The organism is Deltaproteobacteria bacterium, from assembly GCA_016874735.1.
Lineage (GTDB): Bacteria > Bdellovibrionota_B > Oligoflexia > Oligoflexales > CAIYRB01 > CAIYRB01.
Genome location: VGTI01000046.1, coordinates 1 through 22,277 on the forward strand (window position 1 = coordinate 1; position 22,277 = coordinate 22,277).

Here is a 22,277-nt window from a genome sequence, read left to right on the forward strand (position 1 = left end):
ACCGAAAGCGAAATGAAGACAAGACGTGGACAGGACAATCAGGCGGTAAGTAAGAGAGTAACAGCGACGGGATTCGCTAACGCGAATCCCTTGAGATCGCCTAGACCGCCCCATAAATGAGGCGGATTGCGGCGATCATTTGTTCAACATCGTCACGTGGCTGACCCTCTGACACCACCAAACAGGTCATCCCAAGTGGGTTGATGACGCAGCATCAGAGGTGCGCGAACCATCTCATCTGCAGCGATAAAAATCGCAGCAAAAAAATCGCGCATATTTTTAGCGCGCATGATTTTGGGAGTATGAAACGGTTCCGGTAGCGAAGAACGTAGATAACTCCAGAGAATCCGTAACCGACCAAATGCAGTGTTTGACAGCGCGATGTCCCCAATTCCACCGTAACGGTCAAACACCAGTGGCACGTGGGCGACCATGGCCGTCAACTCGGCCGTCATGTGTTCCCATGCTTGGTCACTTGTGCCGCAATAGTGAAGGAGACGACCACGCAGTATTTTAGCGATCAGCTTCTCTGGCGCCTTGATACTTATCTCATGTAGCAAAGCATAACAAAGCAGTGCATTTGCAAACGCAATTAAGTTTATTTCTTGGTGCATACGCGAACGAATTTCGTCAAAAACCCAGGGATTTCTGAGCAGCCCACGACCAATCATCACTCCTTTGATTGTGGGGGCGACACTCCGGATTTCATCCGCAGTCTCAATGCCGCAAACATCACCGGAAGCCCAGGTCTGCGTTGCTGTTGCACTCGCTGCGTACTCGATTAAATCCCACCTAGCATGGCCGCGGTAGCGATCCGCTCTGGTGCGACCGTGCACTGTCAGGCGAGCCAGCGGTAGGTCAGCGATGACCTGCACAAGCTGTCCAAACTCAGCAGCGTCATCGACGCCTAGACGCATTTTTACTGCCAAACGACCTGGGCCAAGATGTTGGGCAAGCTTCGCAATAGTGCGGCCAAAGCGCGCCGGATCGCGCAAGATCCCACTACCAGCTTGATGCCCCACACAACTTGGTGAGGGACAGCCGCAATTTAATTCGATTGCTGCGGCTACCTCTGGCGGTAAAAGCGCCTCGGTCTGCATAAACAGATCTATGTCGCCTGTGATGAGCTGAGGCGTCAATTCATAAGGCATCATGCCGCGCAGCTCAAACAATTCAGGTGCAAAGAGAAGCGGCAAATGACCGTCGGGGTGAGTGCGCGTGACGCGTAAAAACGGCGTAGTCATCGCCATGGGGCGCGACGTCATAGCTAGCCAAAGGCGCATCGGGAAAGTGGTGAAACCTTCCATCGGAGCTACGCTTGTGTTGAGGGAACCTACCAAAACTGATCCACTTGATTGTTGTTAAAATAGGCCATCCTAACAGATCCGAAATGGCCTTTTTGCTCTTGTTACTAACTGGTTGTGCCACCAAGCGTAAATGTTGAGAAGGCAGTTAAGACGGTCGATCTTCTTCGTGGTGCACCAAGTTCTTCGCGCTAGTCGCTTTATACGATCACGAAACATGGCACAAGTATGATTCAACGCAAACAACGGGTCCCTTCCACCGCGCTTGAGCTCACCCTGTCCTACCACGCAGCCGCGCCTACCTTTGAAAGCCTGATGAACCACCGGCTTCGGAAATATTTTTTTAACTATACGTCGATAGCGCGGACACTGATCAGATTTCAATACAGTGAGACTCGGACAAAGGCGCGCTACCTCCTTTAACACTGCCTCCAAAGATTCGCGGCGATGGTCCTTGCGCGGTCCGTATCTTTTTAAAGCAACATCCTTAAGAAGACCATTCGCAGGCATTTGTGCCGCGCTCACCGCAAGCACCTGCCTAGTCGATGCCGACACAGCCAGTGCGATCGATACAGGCTTACATTTCGAGTGCTCAAACGTCTCCATCTCGTCAAAAACAGCAATAGTTTCCGATCCATCAACCAAATCTTGAGAGTTGCGTGCTTTTAAATGAAACTCTGCCCTTGCACCAAGCCGGATGACCTTTCGAGCTACCGTGACTGGTCGGCAGCCAAGCATGCGTGAACACCCACGCTGAGATACGGATTCCATAAGACTACGCATGACTAACTGTGTGAGGTGCGGCTTGCGCTCGCGATAAGTAAGTCCACCAGTTTGTGCGGAAAATGCGGAGCGACAAAGCTTACAGAAATAACGCTGAATACGCGGCATGTGTCCCGTCACGCGCTTAAAAAATCCGTATTTAATTACCGCCCCATAATCTTTTGGACAAATGGGACAAGCGGGACGCACTTTAGACCTAGAAGACATAACTCTCTCTCCCTACTTTGAAGAGCGAGTTATGATTCATCTCCGTTGCAGAGAGAAGTGACATGAGCCTTCAGCACGATGACTTATGAATCTCTCACCAACAGTTAAGTGGATCAGTTTAAAGGCCACCCATGTACGAACTCAGCTTGATCCACACCGAACCGATCTTGATCTCTCCTTGCACCTGAACCAGTTGGCGCTCGGGCGTAGACGTGGAAATCCAGGCCCACACGTCGCCCTTTTGCTGTAGGTCCTTACCGATGAAAGTTTGGAGTCTTAGCTTCACCGTGTCGAACGTCCCGGCGGGCACCGTCACTTTTTCCATCGCCACGGGTTCGGCTTCGAGGAACCAGTTTTTCTCCGAGGTATAGACCAAGGCCTTCTCGATAGTCCCCATCTTAAAATTACGAGTTCGCAGGTTGTAGACCACTCCGAGAGCATCGTTCGCACCTTGTGTCAGCTCGTGGTCCACGTTGTCTTCTGGCTTTTCCGGCAGCTGAATTCGTTCGTGAACATGGCAGTGATCGTGATCGAAGCTAAGCCACTTTTTCTGCTGAAAACTGGTACCGAACAGCCGCCCCTCGTTCTGTTCCAGATAGAACTGGCTGACGCCGAAATCCCACGGCCGCGATACTGCCTCCATTGCTTCCTTTGCAACGAAGATAGACTTGAACCAATCCCCCGTCGCGGCATCGATTCGAAAGACGCGATGCCACAGTCCATTGTGACGCCGCGGCGCACGCACCTCCATAGTGGCGTAGCCAGCCTTGATGCCCGACCAGGTGAGCTCGTAGGTGGCTGCCTCACCGGATTTGAATGGGACGTCTGCATAGACGTGCGAGCGCGGGATATCGGCCGGCATCTGGGTGGCCTTCGGACATTCGCTTGGAGGGGGGCTGGGGTTAGCCACTGCGAGGCCAACCATAGGACTCACCGAGACCCAGGCACCAGCCAGGACCAAAAACTTAGGACAGCACAATCCGGCTAACTTTCTCATCAGGGAGCCTCACCGCACCGCATCTATAGGGTTCTTTCAGCAATCATAGCAGAATTTAATACCCGAGCCAAAGCTGCCGGCCTGAGACTTAAGACCCTTAAACCGATAATAAAAGTGAGCAAGTCTACCCAGAACCTTGGGGACCGCTATCAATTCACCACTCTCATCGTTGCCACCGGACTCTTTACCTGAGACAGCACCGAACCTGTCCACCGGGAACAACTTCGCCATCTTGCTCGGTAGCGACGGGGGCATCAACCACCCGATGCGACAAAGCAGGCGCGCAGTCTTTGATTTCGTGCGGTCCCTTGAGGAACGCGGCCGCGACACGGTGGTCGAGTACCCGGAGGCGGACGATCTTATAGCAAATAAAGAACCGCCCTAAATCCCGGATTTAGAACGGTTCTCGTTTATTGATTCGCTCGCAATCTGACAGATCAACTTTTGGAAGCAACTACGCTAATTTTGCAGGTCGTATCCTCTTGGCATTTAGCCTCTTTGTCGAACCCAGTTGGAGTTGGTGCCTTCCATGTTAGATCAGGTATCCAACCGCAATGCTGCGTGTTGTGATCTTTATACAGCAACCCGCCGCTACTATTTGGAGCGAACGCGAGAGTACATTCACAAATCCAGCGGTGGTTAGGGCATGAAGCGTCCGCGTTAGTCCTACCAGCCTCTGATTCGCTCCTACCACCGTGTTCTCCGAATCGGAGGTTAAATTTACGAACGTGGCCGTTGTCACACACGTCTACTGGAGGATTGGTGGTTTCGCACTTGGCATAGTTCTGCTTGCCGGGTGTATTGTCGTTTGCGGAATCCTTGGCAACGCATTGCTCGACCATCTTCTTGCACGCGGACAGTGTGGAATCGATCACTTTAATGTACTTACCTTCGTTTACCTCTTTCATTATTTGTGGGATCGTCTTGAAAACTTCTCTTACAGTTTCGCCGTCCTGCTTGATTCTCTCTGTAGCGATATTGCCAACTGCACCAATCGCCGCATCTGATGGCATTGATGGCCCATCCGCAAGATTCAGTTTAGCCTGATCTACATCCTTAGCCAACTTGGCGAATATATCCGAGACCAAATCGGCACGAACAGCGCGGATAAAATCGTCAGGTTGATAGGTCTTCGTTATGTTATTCAGCCTGTTCGAGTCGCCATTGGCCTTGAGTTTATCGCGACGAATGTCTCTAGCAACCTGAAAATCGCGAGCGGTGATTGGTCCAAGGTTCTTCCCGAATCGGGAAATAAAAGCACCGTAAGATCCCTTATAACCTTTATTGAAGACCTTTCGACTCCGCGCAAGCAGAACGTCGGCGTCTTTGAATTCCTCCCCATCAATCGTTATCTTCAGATCCTTAGAGGCAATCGCTCCGCCTGCATAATCCGGCGAAGCCTTCAAAACGGCATCAAACTCTGACTTGAATACCGGAGTTTCTTTCAGCTTATCGTAAGCGGTGTAAAAGGCCTCTGCTTCTTGCGATATTTTAACGTCTGAAAACGAAGCACTCTTGCTCGTATCGCATGCCTGTACCGATATACCGATAGAGCTCACAATCGCAAGGCTCGCGCTCAATTTAATTCCGAAAGACGATCCTAGGTACGCAGCTTTCTGATTTTTTTTACTTAGGTACATGATTAACCATCCCCCTTTGTTTTGTTCCCCGAAAACCGACAATCATGAAAGACTTTGAATCCGACTTGTCTAAATCGCGTTATATTGCTCAAGTTAAAGCAAAAACCTTGCCAAGCTTTGATCGCTACGGGTTGCCACAGCCAACATCGTGGCCTACAACGTCGGAAACAGTTTTAAAATCGGCCTTTTAAAAAAAACGTTCCCGGCTCAGGCCGCGTTCTCCCAAATGCAATAAACGTCAATTTTATGTGCTTTTTATTTGCAAGAAATGACAGTGCACGGCTGATGATGGGAAGAAAAATACAACAATCTTGATGGTTTTGCGATTTCTGTTTAGCTATTAGACTAAGCTGTCTAAGGGTTTGACAGCATCCACTTTGAGATTGGGTCGCAAGATTAAACGGCGGTGGGCTTAGCTGAGCGACGCGCTCAGAGGGCCTGCGTTCCTTGAGGCGGGCCGATAGCAAAGTCAAACGGCGCCTAGATCCCGCAAGCATGCCCAAGGCCGCCGCACAGAACGGGTCGGCGCAGCTAATCTGCTCGGTCGCCGAGATGCCGGAAAAGCTGACCGAGATCCTGGGCGGAGTTGGTGGCGGAAGACGCCGGGTTGGCTGAGTGGACTCTTACTGCCGCCCGCCCAAGGACCGCCGGCCAAAAAAATACCCGCCCTCCGGCCAATCTCCCGCCTTATTCCGTTGACTTAACTCGGCCTGCATGCTAACGAAAATGCCTCTTGGATGATCAAGGTACGCCGCTGGCTCAATGGGGGGCAAAGCGGACTTAGGAGAAACACCCTAACATGCAGTTACAAGAAACAAAGATGGCAAGACTCGGGACAGTGAAATGGGAAGATGAGGATTCGGACTTCGACCTCGACGGTGCGGGTAGCAATGACTTTGCGGAGATGCTCGACGGCGCTCCTGGTGGCGCAAATATCCGTGAAGGGACTATCGTTAAGGGCCGCGTCGTACGCCTAACTGACGATCTTGTCATCGTGGACATTGGCCACAAGTCCGAAGGTGAGATTCCGCTGGGCGAATTTTTGGGTCCAGACGGCGTTAAGGTTAAGATCGGCGACGACGTCGAAGTCTACCTGGACACCTTTGAAGACAACGAAGGCGAGCTAGTGCTCAGCCGTGAGCGTGCTGAAATGCTCCGCGCTTGGGACCGCATCTCGGATGCCTATGACAAGGACGAGACGGTTGAAGGCGTGATCATGGCCCGGGTTAAGGGCGGTCTGTCGGTGGACATCGGCGTTAAGGCATTCTTGCCTGGTTCGCAGGTCGACCTACGTCCGGTTCGCAACTTGGACAAGTTGATCGGCAATAAGCTGCAGTTCAAAATCATCAAGTTCAACAAGAAGCGCGGCAACATCGTTCTTAGCCGTCGTATCTTGCTCGAGCGCGACCGCGAGAAGCTTCGGGCAACTACCCTGGAGAACCTCCAGGAAGGCGCGATGCTCCGCGGTATCGTCAAGAACATCACCGATTACGGTGCGTTCATCGACCTCGGTGGTATCGATGGTCTCCTCCACATTACCGATATGTCGTGGGGCCGCATCAATCATCCGTCGCAGCTCTTTGAAGTCGGCCAAGAAGTCGAAGTCAAAGTTCTTAGCTACGACGAGCAGCGTCAGCGCGTATCCTTGGGCTTCAAACAGCTCCAATCGGATCCGTGGCTATCGGCTGGTGAGAAGTACCCAGTTAACATGCGCACCAAAGGCAAAGTGGTCAGCCTGACTGATTACGGCGCTTTCGTTGAGCTTGAAAACGGCATCGAAGGCCTGATCCACGTCAGCGAAATGTCGTGGAGCAAGCGCGTGCGTCACCCATCGAAGATCGTTCAGGTGGGTGAAGAGGTGGAAGTTGTGGTCCTGGCTCTCGACCTCGAGAACCGCCGCATCAGCCTCGGCATGAAGCAGATTGAGCCAAACCCATGGGAAATCGTTAAAGAGAAGTACCAAGTTGGCGACATCATCCGCGGTAAGATCCGTAACATCACCGACTTCGGTATCTTCGTTGGTATCGAGGACGGCATTGACGGCCTGATCCACATCTCCGACATCAGCTGGACTGAGCGGATTCGCCACCCTGGCGATCTGTTCAAGAAGGGTGACGAAGTTGATGCCAAAGTTCTGCAAATCGATACCGAAGGCGAGAAGTTCTCGCTCGGCATCAAGCAGCTCAGCGCTGATCCGTTCGTTAAAGCTTCGCAGGAGTTCCGTCCTGGCACCAAGGGCCGCGGCAAAGTTACCAAAGTCACTGACTTCGGCGCCTTTGTTGAAATCGTCCCTGGCGTTGAGGGCATGATCCACGTCAGCGAACTCGCTGATGAGCAAGTGGCTAAGCCAGGTGACATTGCGAAAGAAGGCGACGAGCTGGACTTCGTGGTACTCGCTAGCGACGCCGACGAGCGTAAGTTCTCGCTCAGCCGTAAGGCCTTCCTCCGCAACCTGCAAGGTGATGCTCTCCGTGAGTACATCGGCACCGTTGCTGAGCCGAAGACCGGTTTGGCCGACGCTTTTGCTAAGGCGCAGGCAGCACGCAAGGATACTCCTACCGAGTAATCTTGCCCGGACTGGCTGAAGATCTGTTAAAGTCTTCTTAAGACCCGTCCTCCTTCATCCCTAACCATCGGTGTTAGGGATCTGATGGGAGGGCGGGTTTTTTAAATTTTGCGGAGGTGTGTGTCACGATGCGTTTTCTGTCCCGCCTGGCTAACTTCTGGTTACTCATCACTTTCGTAAGTTTCACCGCGTACTTTGCTGTTTACAATCACGATCGGGTCAGTCTACATCTGCCGCCATGGATCGAGCAGATCACGATGCCCGGGTATATGGTCCATCTTGGCTTCTTTTTCGGCGGAGCAGCGGTTGTGTCCGTTTATTTCGGCATCGATAGCCTGCGTAAGGCACTCATCATCCGCCGGCTGCGCCGCCAACTCCGCGACCATGGCATCGAAGGCATCGAAGATATGGCGCCGCGCCTTGAGCGCGGCAGAGCATCAATGGAATCAGGAGAGCCCACACTTTGACAAATAGCCTCAGCCTTGCCCGTGAAGTAGCCTATGACGCCTATGTGCGGGTCATGGATTTTGGCGACGCGCCCGAAGATGCGACGGAGGCCCTTTACGCCAAGCACGGTGCGGCTTTGACTCGCCTGGACCGCAACTTCATCAAAGAACTCCTCTTTGGCAGCCTGAGGTGGCACTCGAAGATCCTGTGGATTCTGCAGAACACGGCAAAGCGCGACCTTAAACAGGCTACTCCCGAGATCCGGGCCGCCCTTGTGGTCGGTACCTATCAGATCTTCTACATGGACCGTGTACCCGACCGGGCAGCAGTCAACGAAAGTGCCGAGTACATCCGCAAGAAGGGCCAGGCACAGGCCGTGTCTTTCGTTAACGGGATACTGAGACAAATAGCCAGGCGCGCCGAGTACTTCGCCAAGCCGGATAAGCACACAAAGCAGGTCGAGTACCTTTCTCTCCAGTTTGCACATCCCGAGTGGCTGGTACGACGTTGGCTCAGCCGGTTTAAGTTTGACCGGATGGAGAAGATGCTGGCTGCCAACAACCAGCCGCCGCCTTGGACGGCACGCGTCAATCAGCTGAAGACGCCGCTGACTGACGTCTACCTGCTCCAGCAGCAGCTACTACGTGAGGAAAAGGCTCACAGTGAGCGGCGGCCGCTACGCTCGTCTGTTCACCTTAAACAAGCCCCAAGCCTCCAAGATGGCTCGCTATTTCAGCGCGGCCTGTTAACGATTCAAGATGAATCGTCGCAGCTCATCGGTCTTCTGGTCGATCCCCAACCTGACGAACGCATTCTTGATTGTACCTGCGGCCCTGGCGGCAAGCTGACGCACCTTTACGAGCTGTCTGAGGGCAAGGCCCACCTGACGGGAGTAGAAAAGCATCCCACCCAGATGGAGAAGGCTAAGGAAACTTGGACCAGGCTTGGCCACGGCGCTATCACTTGGGTTCAGTCGGACCTGCTGGAGTTTAAGCCTGAGCAACGCTTTGACAAGGTGCTGCTGGACGCCCCGTGCAGCGGTCTGGGCGTGCTCCGGCGCCACCCGGAGGGCAAGTGGCACAAGCGTGAGAGCCTCATTGGCACCATGGCCGAACTCCAAAAACGTCTGCTCGCGCATGTTCTGGACCACCTGCTCAAGGCCGGTGGCGAGCTCGTCTACTCCGTCTGCTCCTTCGAGCCGGAGGAGAGCGAGCAACACGTTGCCTGGATCAGGGAAAAATATGGTGATAGAATCGAACTATTATCACCGGTTCCTCGGTTGCCGGATTATTTTAAGCGGTATGTGACGCGCGATAATCTGTTTCAAGTCTACGCTGGCAACCAAGATGAGATGGATGGATTTGCTGCTTTTATCGTCAGATTGAAGTGACAGGGGGGCCTGCGGCGCCTCCGCAACGAAGGGGGCTCGTGCGTTTCCAATTTGCCATTGCTAGGGTGTTTGCTGTGAGTATGGCGCTTAGCTTTGGCATTACTGACAGCGCTCGCGCCGCCGCCCCGCAAACTTACACGAGCTTCAGTGAACTGCGCTCCGAGGTACTTAATATCATCGGTGGCACAGCGCGACGCCTGTGGCTGACAACCGAGTACTTGACCGACGGTGAGATCGTAACGGCGCTCTACGTGGCTCAGTACCGCAAGGTCGACGTACGGATCCTGCTCGGACGTGCCAAGGCCAGCAGCTACATGTCGCGACTGAATTACCTAAAAAATCAGAACATCCCCGTCTTTCTCCGCCCCGACAATTTCAAGCCCAAATCTGTCAGCACGATTCTGAGCGACGACAAGCTGGTTGAAATCGATGGCGAACTTGACTTCATGTCTAAATACAAAAAATTTAATCTAACCGTCGCCGAGCCAGCCGTGGCGCAGGAATACGCCGCAACTTTCGGGGCGGCGGCCGCTCAGCAGCTTCCGGCAAGTCAACGTCCCATGCCGCTAGTAGGTAAACAGAAAACACCGTGGCCAACTACCGACACCTCGCCGCCTCAGCCTGCAGTCAAATCGCGCTTGCCGGTGGTCGGTGACCGCACCGTGCGGGAAGTGGGTGTGGATGATGGGGATACCTATATTTACACCCGCAGGGCCATGCCTAGGCCTGATGGTGTTCCGATCAAATTACCCAAAGAGCTTAAGTGGCAACAACAACGCCCGGCGCGCAGCCACACACCATCACCCGAGCCTGCACCGATCACATTACCGCAGACCCAACCTCCGGCCGCCCGCACGCGGGCGCCTGAATTTGAACCGCCTCCGGGCAACTATTTTGACAGCAAAAACACTGGGGCTCCGGCCCAGGTGCAGCCTATGGTAGGCGGGGAAGACACCAAGCTTCCTAGCGATATTGGTACTAAACGTTCTTCGCAGTTGCTGGAAGATTCCGTCCAAGGGGGAGAGTGACCATGCGTTGGTTTCCGTTGCGCCTGATGTTTGTTGCCCTGATGATCACCGGTTGCACGAATATGTGCGGGGTGAAACGCGCAGCCATGACCCCGGAGCAAGTGGTTGAGGGCTATCTGAATATCGCCCTCAATATGAAGGACGTCGGTGAGCGGGACAAGCTCATGGAGTACACCACCGGCAACCTGCGCCATGCCATCGAAAGCGCCTCGGTGGATACCATAAAAACGGCCTACATTGACCGTCGCTACCAGATCCTCAATTACTCGGTGGTGGAGCGTAAAGACCGGACTCCACGCGAGACGGAGATCAGCTTCCAACTGACGTATAACGACCTCGGTGTTGAAAACAGCGCACCGCAGGACGCCCCCAAGGTGACGACCGAGAACACCGTCTCCGTCATCAAAGCCAATGGCATCTGGATGATCAGAGATGTACTCGGCAACAAAACATCGATCGACTTCCCAGTCTCTGCCGAATCGCGGATCTCGGCCAAACCAGGTCCTGGGATAGACGATCCGACACCGCCGCCCCCGCCGGAAGAGCCAGCTCCGGAGACGACGCCCTAAGGACGGGATCTAGACGTCGGCAGGTGCCCTTTCATCAGTTTTGCCGTTATGAGGCGCGCTGAATCTCAATACCGCCTAGGTAAGCCACCTGATTCATGGTGCCGAGGATTTCGCCCTTGCTGAATGAAGGGCGACGGCCGCGCCGCGACATTCGAATGGCAACAACTTTGTCGTCCTCTGACTCTTTTATTTCGCCCATTTCGATAAGGGCGCGTTCGAGGAATACAATAAACTGCCGCCGAATTTCCTCATCCCCACGAACGGATTCAATCACCTCAGCAAAGACTGGCCAGTGGTGGAACTTCACCACAGCGTTGAGAAGCTCACGCGCCAGGGTCTTGTGGTTCACGTTTGAGACTACGCGCAACATAGCACCCATGTGCTGGATGAAGACCCGCACAGACTGATTAAAGGCTGGATCGTTCTGCTGTGACAAAGCCTCGGCAAAAGTCTGGGCAAACAGACTAAATCTGTCGGGATGTTTAAGAAGGTAAGTCTTAAACGTTTCGTACACAATTTTCTGACTTGCGATATCTGCCTCAAGCACATAAGGCAAATTTTCGACCAGGAATTGGAGCGCAATGGCCTCGCTACGCTTACTAAAGAGCAGGGTAAATAAGTGCTCAAGCACCGTATGGCCAAAACGGGTCATGATGCGGTTCATGTAAGAGCGCTGCGTGCGGCCGTGCTCATAGACACCGAAGTAATGGAGGAGACTCAGTCTGATACAAATGCTGTTGGCGTTACTGACAGACAGGAGATAAGTCGCTGCGTACTCAAGAAACTGCTCGGCCCTTTTAAACTCGCCAGGATAGGCGCGGTTGTACTCTTGGATGCTCAGACCTAGCTCGCAAATCATCGCAACAGCCATTTCGAACATGGCTGCGTCTTTGGACGTCTCGGCTGGATCTGCTGTCAACGCTAACTCGACGAGGAGCCAACATGCATCGTCGCAACCGGGCTGGGCGAAAAACTCTTCGAGAAAACTGTGCAGCAGCTTCTCGGTGCCAGAGCTGGTGAGCCAAATAAGTACGCTCTCGACAATCATTTCCGCCTGCAGACGGTTGCTAGCTCGCTCGACTAAGCGCCGAGCGAAGTGCTTGATGACTTCGGTCTCAGCTTGCTCGTCAAAGAGCTTGCGCAAATTACGTACTTCGCGCCATGCCAACAACACACCAATGTCGATGTGTTCGCGCGCCTCTTCTACCGTTGTTACACCGCGCCAGTTGCGCGGCATCTTTTTTGTCTCTGCCACCGAAAGTCCTCCCGAACGAGAGGCCCGTCAGCCGTTAACGTCACATCACTTTGCTGCCTGTTGCGTCACGGCCTGGGCTCTGTTCTGCCGGTCGATGGCTGCCTGAATCTCGGCGGCCACCGATTGGTCGATTTCATCAAACCTAAGTCCATAACCAACCGGGAATTTCGGGTCGCCGTTGTAACGCACCACTTGGGCCAGCACATTGAATGGACGGGCAAACCCCTCCACTCGTACCGATAACTTGAGTCTCTCACCAACGGCAAAGATCTGGTCGGTTGTCTCTACGAACATCCCAGTTGCCGATATATTGACACCACTGCCGATCACCATCTGAGAGTTATTATGGACCACTACGCGTCCACTGATGGTGGCTCGCGGCGCGGCATCACGGCGCTCCGCTATGGTTTTGAGCACAGCCTGACTGTCGGGCATCGCCGCAGCTGTCAAACCGAGTTCTGCGTGAGTCTCTTCGATTGGACGCCAGTCCTTCCACCCCACCTTGAAAAGATAGGCATCTTGAGGGATCATTTTAGAATCAATCATTTGTTTCAGCTGCAGTACGGCAAAGGGACCCAGCTGTTGCCCATTTTGATACACGTACCAGATTTGTTCGCTCATATGCGCCCCCTGGAAGCCGACGACAAGACTACAACCGCTGATCGGCCTGGGGCGAAAAAAACTTGAGATTTATCTCGTGAGAATCCTGCAACCAACGGAATCTTAATAGAAAACAGTAGCTGCAATGGAGCCCAAAACATGCGTCGATGCAGCACCCTCTGGACCTGTCTTGTTGTAATACTCATGTCTAATGAGACCTGGGCAACACCTACTGTCCCTGCGACTACCAATCCCGAATTTGATGTCACTGCCGAACCAGCGCAGCCGGATTGGCGCTATTTCATCCGGGCCCCCGAAGCCGAACGCGAGAAATTATGGCAATATCAGATACATAGAGGAAAACACCTGCGCCACTGGTCCTGGGGCTGGCGCCTTGGCTGGGTGCGTGCCTGCGCCCGCAGCGACCGCCCCTACTGCCACGGTGTGATGAGAGAGGCGCTCTATGACCGCGCCCTGGTGGTACGTGCCGAGGCGGCGACCAGGCTGGGACGGCTCTATGAGGGCACGCAACGCGAGGACATGATAGACCTCCTGGTGGGCGCCTACAAAGACACCCGCAACCGGCGCCGCGGCAAACCCATGTTTGTCCAAACGAGAATTCTTTACGCTCTGCACCAGATTGGCGGGCCAAAGGCTCGGCTAGTGGGCGACACTCTGTCATCCGAACATGAGCTAGTCCGACGCTACTGGCAGAAGTTGGAGCACATCAATGCCAAGTAGCTCAGACGCTTTGGCTCGCTGCACCCTCATGAGCCTCGCCATTCTGTTTAGCTCTGGCTTTGCGGCACCGCAGGTCTTCGCAGGCACTGTCGTTGAGCAGGAGGTAGACGTCACCGTCAATCAAAAGACGGCCCATTCGACGCAAAAATGGGCGCTCAGTGACGGCAAATTTCAGCTCATCGTCAACACGCAGGGCGACGAAACGCGCTACCTTTTCAACGGGCGGACATTTTACGCCTGCGGCAAGTTGAATGCTGCCCAACTCGCTGCGAGTAAGTCCATCAAAGATCCAAGCGTATTTGCGGCTTACCAGAACGGTACGTGTCTCGTTGTGCCGACTAACTTCATGGTGCGATTTTTCCTCTCGCCGATACCATCAGTCACCTCGGTCGATCGCAGTGATGGCCTGAAACTGACGCTATCGATGAAAGACTACGAACTCGCTCCCAGCACGCAAACTACGACATTTGGCGATCGCTCCTGCACACAGGCCAAACGGAAATTTGCTATTTTCAAAAGCTCGGGCAAAGACCGGACGGCCTCCACAGGTATCGATGAGCAGTTTTGCATCGACACAACGCTACCTTGGCGTCAGTCGCTGTGGTCTGAGGTCACCAAAGCTGTGCTGCGACAGCCGCAGGGCACTGCCATGCTGGCTGCGCTGAGACGTGACGAGCAAGGTATCAAAGGAATGGTCATGGCAGCAGACAGTAAGCAAACCACTACCGACCTCCAAGGACGCAGCTACACCCATCGCATCGTCGTCAAAACCATTGCTGTTAAATCCGCCGCACTTGCTGCCGCCGACTTCAATATTCCTTCCGGCTACAAGTTATTCAGCGACGATGGCCTCCTGCTTGCCGCAGCGCGAGACAGCAAAGACGGCGCGGGAGCTCCCGAAGCCACGGCAGCGCCCGATCAAAATGTTCTAGACATGATGAGCTCACTCATCTTCTGCGCCTTGTCAGGGCCGCTAGCATGCTTGGTGGCGCCCTGACATTAGGCTGAACTGCATTACAGTGAGCCCTGCGCCACCTTGTGAAATCGTCTAACGCACCCACATCTCGATCCATGTGACGTACTCATAGTTGCCAGCTGCATTACGCCAATGAACATTGCTGAGATAACTACCGGCCAAACTCAAAGTAAAACAATCCCTGTGCCACCATCCACTTGCATATTCAACTGCACAGTTAGATGCACCATACGCGTCATTATCCTGATCGTATGTCGAGAAGAGCATCCCACCCTGGTATGACTGAAAGTAACCGTTGTCCTTCGAATTCGCTGTAGATAAGACAGTCATCCCGTACTTATTAGCTTCGTTTTCTACAAGAAAGCTTTTGTAGAAATGCTGTTGGACGTTATTCGCGACAATAAGCTCCACCCCGCCACGTGTCAGCATGTGGATCCGATCATTGCCCAGCCAGCCCCAGCTGGTATTGGTGGTTAAATCGCCGAAGCCAGCCTTGTAGCTCGCCCAGTTTTTATTGAAGTTCGTGAAGGTCGTCGTAGCATTGTTGCGTGCTATCAGAGTCCAACCACCATTATCTGTCGTCATATCGCAATAAACCTGGAAAGCACTAAGACCAATCGGTGCTAGCCAGTAAGTACCGCTGCCGGTAGAATAGCCATCGTTTAGAATCTGAAAGCACGAGCGACCAGCTGTAGCAGCGCTGGCACCATTGCGCAACGGCATGGCAACCACCTGCACCGACCCATCCGGAAACTTGACACCTCCTGTGGTGGATTCGATTGTGCCAGCGACTGAGAGCTTTTGAGTCGGCGAAGTTGTGCCGACGCCGATGTTGCCATCAACTATTATGTTGGTATTTCCAAGAGCACGTATCATTCCGGGAGTGCCAGCCACGGAGCCTCCTGAGCCAGCAAAAAAGATGTCTCGATTTCCATCGGCGGTGTACGTATTGATGTAAAATCCACGGTTTCCCGAGACATTTGTTAAACGAAGATAATTGGACGCATCGCTAGCTAGGCTCATGGTTGTCTCGTTCCCATCACTGATCCGCCGGACTATATAATTATCCGACGCGACTGTACCCACAACGTCCAGCTGCTTATCAGGGCTCGTCGTCCCTACCCCAACGCTACCCTGCACAATGAGTCCATTACTGGGTCCAGCACTGCCGCCTGACGAAGTACCACCACCATAAGTCGATCCGATAGCTACTGAGCCAGCAATGTCGAGCTTATTGTTTGGAGCGATAGCACCGATACCGACCGATCCATTTGCACGCACCACCATCTTGGTCTGCGATAGCGCAGTCGGGATGTCCCACGATCCTCCTTCGCCTGCTACACCGATACCAAGAGCGTCGCTACCACCTGGACAACAGTAATGGAACAAAGCGCTGGCTCGGTATCCCGGACCTCCACCGTAAGCATACCGACTTAGTATCATGGTACCAGTAGCTACGTCGGATACATTGGCGCCGGCAACGTGGAGCATACTTGCTGGATTAGCTATACCTACACCTAAATTCCCATTTGAGACCAGAGACGAAAACACTCCTGTGTTTGGCGCACTTGATCCTATCCCACCTGGAGCGGACCAATTAACTGTTGACGTGGGCACACTCCAGCTACCATCCGCTTTTAGGTACTTACCCGACGCCGCATCACCCGAGGCCGGCGCCGGTACAGCACCTTTAGTACCACCCGCTCCAGAATCGCCGACCATTTGCGGTAGATCACTCGCCAAAATGGTACCAACTGTCACGTTGGCTCCAGACGCAGTCTGTTTGAGATACTGCCCTGCGCCCCCGGTAAGAAGTAAACTGGTCCCCAGGCCCCCGTTACCAACACTCAGGGTACCGCCGACGGCTGCACTTTGACCCAAATCGATAGCACCAAATGCGGGCGCACCACCTGCGCCGGGCACGCGCAGTACACTGTTTGCGGCTCCCACGGCAGTGGCTGTGGGTGCAGCTCCTGCACCTCCACCCAGCACCACACCATTAGCCGTAAGTGCTGCCGATGAGGCTATGGTACTTGTCGCACTAAAGTAAGGTATGCCCCCAGATGTACCCGATACAAGTCCCGTACCCCCTTTATTAACACCAACAGGTGACGCAAGGTTGGTGGGACTCAGATTGATGAGTGCACTACCATCAACAGCAGGTAGTTTAGCTCCAGCATCGAGCTGGACTATCTTATTGGCTGTCGTACCCACGTCGGCTGCAATGCTAACTGAGCCGCTCGTGCCGCCACCAGTTAGACCGCTACCAGCAGTCACAGCAGTGATGGTGCCTACAGCTGCGTTACCCCATGAGGCTAGACCATCGGCATCGCTGGTAAGTACCTTTCCCGCTCCGGGAGCGCCGCCTTGGATCTTAATCTGGCCTGCGATTTCGAGCGCAGCGCCGGGATTGGTGGTCCCGATCCCGATGTTTCCAGTCGTAGCCAGTGTTGTAAACGAACCTGAATTTGGCGTCGTTGAACCAATCGCACCTGGAGCTGCCCAGTTGGGGGCTGGTACGTCTGCCGCTGATAGTGTGGTACCAGCGGTCACGCGACCATACGCATCAGTTGTAACTTTAGCGTAATTGCCGGCAGTTCCAACAGTCGTCAGACTCACGGTGGCCGTGCCGCTGGCAGTGGCTACGGTGACTCCTGTGCCTGCGTTGACAGCGTTCACCTTACTGTTAAACGCGGTGTAATCGGCATTAGACAGTAAACCCGCCGTGACATTAGCGGCTGAGGCCAGAGGGATATTTAGGGTGTGCACATCGGCGGCGGAGGACCAATTAGGCGAAGTACCCGAAGAGCCGGGAAGCCCGAATGTTTGGGTATTACCTGTCTGACCATTGAAACTGCCAAGGCCTGAACCCGCAACTCCCAGGGCTTTGGTAGCGCTACCGTCCCAGTATTTGATCTGGTTGGTACTTGAGTTAAACCACGTGCGACCTTTATCAGTAGCCGTTAGACCCGCTGGGTCGGCAACATTATTACTTAGTGCCAGGGTCTTTGACGAAGACATCTGAATATTACCGGTGTTACTTAAGTCGAAGTCTCCGGCATTTAATGCGCCATTCAAGGTGTCGCCGGCTTTGTTTAGAGGCGTATATCCAAGTGCATTTTGTTTGGCGTTAAAGCTTGACCAGTCTACAGAACTTAAATAGCCGTTAGAAGCAGCTGTGGCTTGGGTGATGCCAATGGCACCTGTAACAGTACTGTATGTGATCGGCGCGCTGGCAGTTAGTGAGGATATCGCTCGTGCCGGCGTAAAGTACAGGTTGCTACCCTCGGCAACTGCCGCGGTGGTTAAACTCTGCCATGTTTTGTCTCCACGCCAGTATTGGGCAGTGGTCCCAGCAGTGATGGAGGGCTCTTTACTCGCAAGGTCAGTGCTTAGGCCACTCACCTTGGACTGAGCTATGTTGGCGCTGGTTGAAATATCAGCATCGGTTATTGCAGTAGCGCTTTGAGCTGCTGTTAGTCTGCCCTGAGCATCGACTGTGATGTTGGCACGTGTGTAGCTGCCAGGGGATACCGAAGTATTGCTCAGGCTGATAGTGCCGGTCGTAGTGAGGGGACCACCGCTTAATCCTATACCAGTGGCGACGCTCGTGACCGAGCCGCCAGACGCGAGCCTGGTGTAGGCACCGCCGTTTTGCGAGATCTTGAATTCATTATCACTTTGGTCAAAATAGATCTTACCTTGTCCCGCTACGCTCACTGCTGGAGCACCACTTCCAACCTGAGTCAGTATCGGTACGTTCAAGGATGCGGCAGAAATGCTAGCAAATGTGGGCGAAGCGGTAGGACGGATATCTTGAGCCGTATCGAGTGTTATGGAACCAGCACCGCTTGAAATCGTCACGCCTGCTTTAGTGCCAGCCGCGAGATTTCCGAGGGCGAAGTTACCGCCGCTGCCGATAAGTAGTTGGCCATCAGTAGGAGCAGCATTCAGTCCAGTACCGCCATTAGCAGGGCTAAGTTGACCACTCGTAATGAGCGCAGCCGCATGTGGTGGAATATCTGCGGCTGTCAGCGTTGTACCTGAACTGACACGGCCGTAAGCGTCGGTCGTCACCTTAGCGTAGGTACCGACGTTACCTGACGTGGACAAGCTCACAGTTGCGGTAGATCCCGCGCTAGAAACGACGATGCCCACACCCGGGGCTACACTCCCCACTTTGCCAACGAAGTTCACGTAATCAGCATTTGATAAAAGTCCTGCCGTCACACCATTAGCCGACGCCATCGGGATATTAAGCGTATGGTTGTTATTTAGTGACGACCACGATGGTGCAGTCCCAGAAGTCCCGGGTATACCTAGCGTTTGAGTGTTGCCAGCCTGACCGTTAAAACTACTCAGCCCCGATCCAGACAACCCCAGGGCCTGAGCGCCACTACCGTCCCAATACTTTATCTGGTTGGTACTCGAGTTAAACCAGGTGCGGCCCTTATCGGCCGAAGTGAGACCTGTGGGGTCTGCAGCATTGTTGCTAAGGCCAAAGGTCTTAGATGCAGCCATCTGGATATTGCCAATGTTGTTAAACTCAAAGGATCCTGCGTCTAGGGCACCAGTTAGGGTGTCACCGGATTTGTTTAAGGGGGTAAATCCAAGTGCGTTTTGTTTGCCGTCAAAAGTTGACCAGTCAGAAGAACTCAAATAGCCGTTAGAAGTAGCGGTGGCTTGGGTGATGCCAATGGTACCCGTGACGGTGCTGTATGTGATCGGCGCGCTGGCAGTTAGTGAGGATAGGGCTCGTGCCGGCGTGAAGTACAGGTTGCTTCCCTCGGCAACTGCCGAGGTATTAAGTGGCTGCCAGGTTTTGTCGCCGCGCCAAAATTGGGCAGCAGTTCCAGCGGTGATAGCCGGTTCCTTAGATGCAAGGTCGGCGCTTAAACCACCGACCTTGGACTGAGATATGTTAGCACTTGTAGCAATATCAGCATCGGTGATCGCAGCTGCACTCTGCGCAGCCGTGAGTCTGCCCTGGGCGTCAACTGTGATATTGGCGCGGGAGTAGCTGCCAGGGGTTACCGTAGTGTCACTTAGGCTAATCGTGCCAGACGTCGCTATTGCTCCACCGAGTAAGCCTGTGCCCGTCATGACTGCGGTGATGCCGGTTGCTGCAGGAACTGACCAGGTGGCAAGGCCATTGGCATCGCTGGTTAGCACTCTGCCTGCACCTGGAGATCCGCCTTGGATTTTGATCTGTCCACTGATATCGAGTTTGGCTGATGGCGCCGTCGATCCGATGCCTACGTTGCCAGTTGTAGTAAGAGTGGTGAATGTTCCCGAGCTATTGCTGGACACTTGATCCGCAGCCACCCACTGAGCACCGTCGTACCTAAGGACCTGTCCACTGGTAGGGGCCGTTGTGGATACCGTTGCATTTTGAAGCGCAGTAACTACTGGCGAAGCCCAGATCAAATTGCCCGCAGAGTCCTTGGTCAAAAATTGATTGCTACCAGAGGACGCACCCACAGCAATCGCTAGACGGCCATCGCCGTCGAACTTAATAGTCTGCCCATCGACTGGCACACGAAGGGAATAAGGCACATAAGAAAATCTTTGCCGTGGATAGGCCTTACCATTGGCCGTGATTTCGATAAAAACGGATTCGTCACTCGCACCAAAAATCTGCGCTGCGTCCGCTGTACTCAACTTCAGCTCGATCGTGAAGACGCCACTAGTTAGCGCGACCGTTTCAAATTGTTGAGTTATACCGAGCTGGCTACCGTCACTCACTGCTGACCAGAATCTGGCCTCAATGGTGACCGTGCCTTCGAGGGGGCTACCACTCGCCTGCGTCAGGCGCCCCGAGTAAGGGAGCGTGACCGTAGCCGATGCGCTGGCTTGACTAGCTACCAGTGTCGTGAAAGTGACGACCACCACGGCAAGCCAACTGACACTTACAATCAAGAAATTTGCTGTGCATGATGCGACCCACGCTGGCGCGCGGCGCCCGTCCATCAATTGCGTAAATGTGGGTCCAATCGTCATCGGGACAACTCCCGAGGCACACTTGGTCCAGCCCTCTGGTGCGGAGCTGGAACACTCGCGTCACCTCACTGACACTCCTCGCTCTGTAGGTAGGGATCGGTGGGCACGCCAAAAACTTGAGACAATCCAACAAGGGAGCGATATCACTTGCCTATTTCGACTTCGATGGCACCACCCAGAATGGGGAGGGAGCAGAACTCGTTAAATCTTGTATATCCATCGCCACAAGAGATCGTGAACAATCGCTGGGCTCGCACTAACATAACGCAGACTCAACCATCTCAGTAGCGGTTGTCTAATATGACAGATGTCGCCAAATGCCCGCGAAATGAAAGTCACGACCTGAGTCTTCCTGAAGGCACGATCTTGGAACGATTTTAGTGCCTCGGGAACAAGACCGTGAGTCTTTATAGCCTCAGACAGATAACATGCGTCGACTATGGCCAAAGATCCACCTTGACCTAAATTGGGCGTCGTCGCATGGGCCGCATCGCCGATGAGGCCCATGCGGCCTTTGGTCCATGCCCGAGCTGGCCTGAGGTCCGCTATATCTGTGCGCACAATATCCTCGCGAGGCGTACAAGCAAGTATGGGTTTAAATCGCGGGAAATAATCCTGAAAGTAGCGGTCCAATAATTCGTACTGATCATTCTTGCTGTGATAGTTTGATTCAGATTCGAGCCAAGTGAAGTACCAATAAACATCGTTTTGATTTATTTTTGAAAACCCAAGACGACATCTTCGACCCCAAATTTCCCTATTGTCGTGAACATCCTCCCATGGAACCGTGGGATTTCGAGCAATACCTCGACAGGATGTATAGCCTGAATAGCGTTTTTCAAGGCGCTTTGACACCTGCGGCCTCAAAGCTGAATAAATGCCGTCAGCGCCGACTAGCAATCGACACTCACCAAGATCCCCAGAAGACAAAGTATAGTAAATGCGATCACCAGTCTCATTGACCGTCTTGATCTCTGAACCGAAGGTGACAGTGTTTGGAGGGAGCTTTTCAAACAGGAATCTTTGTAGTCGCTGTCGATACAGTACGTGGGTCGTCGCGCCAAATTCCTGCGAAATCTCTCCTAATGCAGCAGTAAATAACCGGCCTCCCCCGTAATCTTCAATAAGCACTCTCGAGATGCTCCAACAGTCTCTTAATAACTCCTCTTCTATTCCCAAGATCCGAAACACCTGTAGAGCGTTTGGCGCAAGCCAGATTCCTGCGCCTACTTCTGACAGTTCCGTCGCACGCTCTACGATTTTGACTTTGAGGCCTTGCCTGACGAGAAAAAGACCAAGAGTCAAGCCTCCGATCCCGGCCCCTTGAATCAGCACATCGAGCATTTGGACCTCTTTTATCTAAACACAAAAGTCTTATGACACATTTATTTAAGTTTAGTTTAGCTATTCACCTCAAGTCCAATGGTGCCAGCATTCAGGATCTCAGGGCGCTCGTTTGCTAAATCTCCGCTGAATTGTGGCACCAAGAACTTGCACCGATTGCAGCCTTGATGCCAAAGGCGTAAAATAAGCGCACATCATCCCGAAATTCACCGCGACGGCAAGTCCATGAGGAACGGCCTGTGAACCCTGCATTGTCACGCTTACTCTCCGGCCTGCTGTTTTTATTGCCACTCATAGGCTGCAAAACTACTCCGCCAAAATCGACTCCCAGGGACGCCACTGGGGAAGCACGGGGGATTAAGAACTGCGTGGCGATTCGAGGCAACGGTGAGCTGATTTGGGCCCACTTCGCGGGTCTGGCGCGCCTCCT

17 protein-coding genes are annotated in these 22,277 nt (G+C 53.5%); 7 read left to right on the forward strand and 10 right to left on the reverse strand.

Annotated features, from left to right (window positions below):
* Window positions 1–152: 152 nt before the first annotated feature.
* The 5 genes from FJ146_15215 to FJ146_15235 all read right to left on the reverse strand — a co-directional run bounded on the left by FJ146_15215 (window position 153) and on the right by FJ146_15235 (window position 4,931).
* Window positions 153–1,307 (reverse strand): tRNA-dihydrouridine synthase family protein, encoded by a 1,155-nt coding sequence (locus tag FJ146_15215; protein ID MBM4253318.1) that lies wholly within the window; start codon window positions 1,305–1,307, stop codon window positions 153–155.
* Between the two features lie 69 nt (window positions 1,308–1,376).
* On the reverse strand, window positions 1,377–2,294 hold the full coding sequence (locus FJ146_15220) for an IS1 family transposase (protein MBM4253319.1): 918 nt from the start codon (window positions 2,292–2,294) through the stop codon (window positions 1,377–1,379).
* 118 nt (window positions 2,295–2,412) lie between these two features.
* On the reverse strand, window positions 2,413–3,291 hold the full coding sequence (locus FJ146_15225; GenBank protein ID MBM4253320.1) for a DUF3108 domain-containing protein: 879 nt from the start codon (window positions 3,289–3,291) through the stop codon (window positions 2,413–2,415).
* A 36-nt stretch (window positions 3,292–3,327) separates the two neighbouring features.
* Window positions 3,328–3,546 (reverse strand): hypothetical protein, encoded by a 219-nt coding sequence (locus FJ146_15230; GenBank protein MBM4253321.1) that lies wholly within the window; start codon window positions 3,544–3,546, stop codon window positions 3,328–3,330.
* Between the two features lie 182 nt (window positions 3,547–3,728).
* A complete protein-coding gene (locus FJ146_15235) occupies window positions 3,729–4,931 on the reverse strand; it encodes a hypothetical protein (GenBank protein ID MBM4253322.1) in 1,203 nt (400 codons plus the stop codon).
* A gap of 820 nt (window positions 4,932–5,751) precedes the next feature.
* On the opposite strand from FJ146_15235, the gene FJ146_15240 reads away from it, so the two are divergent.
* The 5 genes from FJ146_15240 (at window position 5,752) to FJ146_15260 (ending at window position 10,931) form a co-directional block, all read left to right on the forward strand.
* A complete protein-coding gene (locus tag FJ146_15240) occupies window positions 5,752–7,497 on the forward strand; it encodes a 30S ribosomal protein S1 (GenBank protein MBM4253323.1) in 1,746 nt (581 codons plus the stop codon).
* Between the two features lie 128 nt (window positions 7,498–7,625).
* A complete protein-coding gene (locus FJ146_15245; protein ID MBM4253324.1) occupies window positions 7,626–7,964 on the forward strand; it encodes a DUF1049 domain-containing protein in 339 nt (112 codons plus the stop codon).
* Window positions 7,961–9,334 (forward strand): 16S rRNA (cytosine(967)-C(5))-methyltransferase RsmB, encoded by a 1,374-nt coding sequence (rsmB, locus tag FJ146_15250; protein MBM4253325.1) that lies wholly within the window; start codon window positions 7,961–7,963, stop codon window positions 9,332–9,334. The genes FJ146_15245 and rsmB overlap by 4 nt, the downstream gene beginning before the upstream one ends.
* 38 nt (window positions 9,335–9,372) lie before the next feature.
* Window positions 9,373–10,362 carry a hypothetical protein gene (locus FJ146_15255; GenBank protein ID MBM4253326.1) on the forward strand — a complete coding sequence of 330 codons (990 nt, stop codon included), beginning with the start codon at window positions 9,373–9,375 and terminating at the stop codon, window positions 10,360–10,362.
* Between the two features lie 2 nt (window positions 10,363–10,364).
* Window positions 10,365–10,931, forward strand: coding sequence for a hypothetical protein (locus FJ146_15260; GenBank protein MBM4253327.1), 567 nt, complete (start codon window positions 10,365–10,367; stop codon window positions 10,929–10,931).
* A 46-nt stretch (window positions 10,932–10,977) separates the two neighbouring features.
* On the opposite strand, the gene FJ146_15265 is transcribed toward FJ146_15260, so the two are convergent.
* Window positions 10,978–12,186 (reverse strand): hypothetical protein, encoded by a 1,209-nt coding sequence (locus tag FJ146_15265; protein ID MBM4253328.1) that lies wholly within the window; start codon window positions 12,184–12,186, stop codon window positions 10,978–10,980.
* A gap of 45 nt (window positions 12,187–12,231) precedes the next feature.
* Window positions 12,232–12,807, reverse strand: a complete 576-nt coding sequence (locus FJ146_15270) for a DUF4339 domain-containing protein (GenBank protein MBM4253329.1) — start codon at window positions 12,805–12,807, stop codon at window positions 12,232–12,234.
* A gap of 138 nt (window positions 12,808–12,945) precedes the next feature.
* On the opposite strand from FJ146_15270, the gene FJ146_15275 reads away from it, so the two are divergent.
* A complete protein-coding gene (locus tag FJ146_15275) occupies window positions 12,946–13,527 on the forward strand; it encodes a hypothetical protein (protein ID MBM4253330.1) in 582 nt (193 codons plus the stop codon).
* Entirely contained in the window at window positions 13,517–14,524 is a 1,008-nt protein-coding gene (locus FJ146_15280) for a hypothetical protein (GenBank protein ID MBM4253331.1), read from the forward strand. Before FJ146_15275 ends, FJ146_15280 begins: the two co-directional genes overlap by 11 nt.
* 51 nt (window positions 14,525–14,575) lie before the next feature.
* Here FJ146_15280 and FJ146_15285 read toward each other — a convergent pair whose 3' ends face one another.
* The 3 genes from FJ146_15285 to FJ146_15295 form a co-directional block, all read right to left on the reverse strand.
* On the reverse strand, window positions 14,576–20,503 hold the full coding sequence (locus FJ146_15285; GenBank protein MBM4253332.1) for a hypothetical protein: 5,928 nt from the start codon (window positions 20,501–20,503) through the stop codon (window positions 14,576–14,578).
* Between the two features lie 201 nt (window positions 20,504–20,704).
* On the reverse strand, window positions 20,705–21,847 hold the full coding sequence (locus FJ146_15290) for a hypothetical protein (GenBank protein ID MBM4253333.1): 1,143 nt from the start codon (window positions 21,845–21,847) through the stop codon (window positions 20,705–20,707).
* 115 nt (window positions 21,848–21,962) lie between these two features.
* On the reverse strand, window positions 21,963–22,142 hold the full coding sequence (locus FJ146_15295; protein ID MBM4253334.1) for a hypothetical protein: 180 nt from the start codon (window positions 22,140–22,142) through the stop codon (window positions 21,963–21,965).
* Window positions 22,143–22,277 lie beyond the last annotated feature (135 nt).

What these genes read in the sequence shown, in the direction of transcription:
- FJ146_15215 (MBM4253318.1), bottom strand. Translation starts at nt 1,307, where the DNA reads ATGGAAGGTTTCACCACTTTCCCGATGCGCCTTTGGCTAGCTATGACG.
- FJ146_15220 (MBM4253319.1), bottom strand. Translation starts at nt 2,294, where the DNA reads ATGTCTTCTAGGTCTAAAGTGCGTCCCGCTTGTCCCATTTGTCCAAAA.
- FJ146_15225 (MBM4253320.1), bottom strand. Translation starts at nt 3,291, where the DNA reads ATGAGAAAGTTAGCCGGATTGTGCTGTCCTAAGTTTTTGGTCCTGGCT.
- FJ146_15230 (MBM4253321.1), bottom strand. Translation starts at nt 3,546, where the DNA reads ATGCCCCCGTCGCTACCGAGCAAGATGGCGAAGTTGTTCCCGGTGGAC.
- FJ146_15235 (MBM4253322.1), bottom strand. Translation starts at nt 4,931, where the DNA reads ATGTACCTAAGTAAAAAAAATCAGAAAGCTGCGTACCTAGGATCGTCT.
- FJ146_15240 (MBM4253323.1), top strand. Translation starts at nt 5,752, where the DNA reads ATGGCAAGACTCGGGACAGTGAAATGGGAAGATGAGGATTCGGACTTC.
- FJ146_15245 (MBM4253324.1), top strand. Translation starts at nt 7,626, where the DNA reads ATGCGTTTTCTGTCCCGCCTGGCTAACTTCTGGTTACTCATCACTTTC.
- FJ146_15260 (MBM4253327.1), top strand. Translation starts at nt 10,365, where the DNA reads ATGCGTTGGTTTCCGTTGCGCCTGATGTTTGTTGCCCTGATGATCACC.
- FJ146_15270 (MBM4253329.1), bottom strand. Translation starts at nt 12,807, where the DNA reads ATGAGCGAACAAATCTGGTACGTGTATCAAAATGGGCAACAGCTGGGT.
- FJ146_15275 (MBM4253330.1), top strand. Translation starts at nt 12,946, where the DNA reads ATGCGTCGATGCAGCACCCTCTGGACCTGTCTTGTTGTAATACTCATG.
- FJ146_15280 (MBM4253331.1), top strand. Translation starts at nt 13,517, where the DNA reads ATGCCAAGTAGCTCAGACGCTTTGGCTCGCTGCACCCTCATGAGCCTC.
- FJ146_15285 (MBM4253332.1), bottom strand. Translation starts at nt 20,503, where the DNA reads ATGACGATTGGACCCACATTTACGCAATTGATGGACGGGCGCCGCGCG.
- FJ146_15290 (MBM4253333.1), bottom strand. Translation starts at nt 21,847, where the DNA reads ATGCTCGATGTGCTGATTCAAGGGGCCGGGATCGGAGGCTTGACTCTT.
- FJ146_15295 (MBM4253334.1), bottom strand. Translation starts at nt 22,142, where the DNA reads ATGAGTGGCAATAAAAACAGCAGGCCGGAGAGTAAGCGTGACAATGCA.